Origin of the sequence: Paenibacillus sp. 7541, assembly GCF_002276395.1 — a bacterium.
GTDB classification, from domain to species: Bacteria; Bacillota; Bacilli; order Paenibacillales; family Paenibacillaceae; genus Paenibacillus_AQ; species Paenibacillus_AQ campinasensis.
Genome location: NZ_NQLZ01000009.1, coordinates 1 through 888, shown reverse-complemented (window position 1 = coordinate 888; position 888 = coordinate 1). Strand labels below are relative to the sequence as shown.

At 37.4% G+C, this 888-nt stretch carries 1 protein-coding gene; it reads left to right on the top strand.

Features of this window, described 5'->3' with window-relative positions:
* A partial coding sequence (locus CHH75_RS24785) for a hypothetical protein (RefSeq protein ID WP_095397716.1) occupies window positions 1-358 on the top strand: 358 nt, incomplete at its 5' end.
* Window positions 359-888: the final 530 nt, after the last annotated feature.

The window sequence follows — 888 nt, the reverse complement described above, 5'->3', positions numbered from 1 at the left end:
AATGTCAGAAGGTGGTCATGAAACTTTTTCTGGTTCATTGGGTGGTGTAGGAGGGTTTGGATATATCAAATATACCAAGGCATCTCTTAAAACATCTTTCGAGGGTTTTATTAATGTCCAGACATCTGACCTTAGTAAACGACAGAGCCTTGGAGTGGAAGCAAGGATAACTGCTTATGGTATTATAGGTTCTGGTGGATTTGGTAAAGTCTTTGATAAAACTTATCCTAAACACGAAAATGACTCAAACTATGTTTCGCTAAGTTTTTCTGATAATTTCGATGGCCTTGGAAGTATTTTAGATTTTAACTATAGAGGATTCGTTAATGGTAACTCGTTTAATCTTTACGTAGAGTAGGGAAAAGGTACTTATCATGGCTATTAGCAGAAGTGTTTACTTAAAATTTCTTAAGAAACAATTTATAAAAGGGGAGCCCGGAAGGGCTCCTCAGGCTGTAGAGTGAGTCTCGACATCTATTCTCTTGATCATTTATTTCAACAAGATACCGTGTTAATGTTTTATAAAATTAGTAAAAAGACCATTCGAAGGGGTGTTAAATAGTCGCGTTCGAGTTGAGAAAACAGTAGGCCTACGAATTTGTTTCGATTTAAGAAATGGTTTCTCAAGAACTCCATAAAGTGGGTTCACTCTCTGATGACTTGATGGAGGAAAAAGAAGTGAATGTCAGCACGACACTTTCCGACAGCAGTACAGTATAGCTGATAAATAGATACCGAATTTGTAAAGGACACCCATCTCTACCGGCGTGATGCTCCTTAGCGATCAAGGCGACAAAGGCATTACCATGAGCAAGTCAACGCAGGGAACGACATCTAACACGTATCAATGAGTAATTTATTTGATATTTTGTATAACTTTTCAATTTA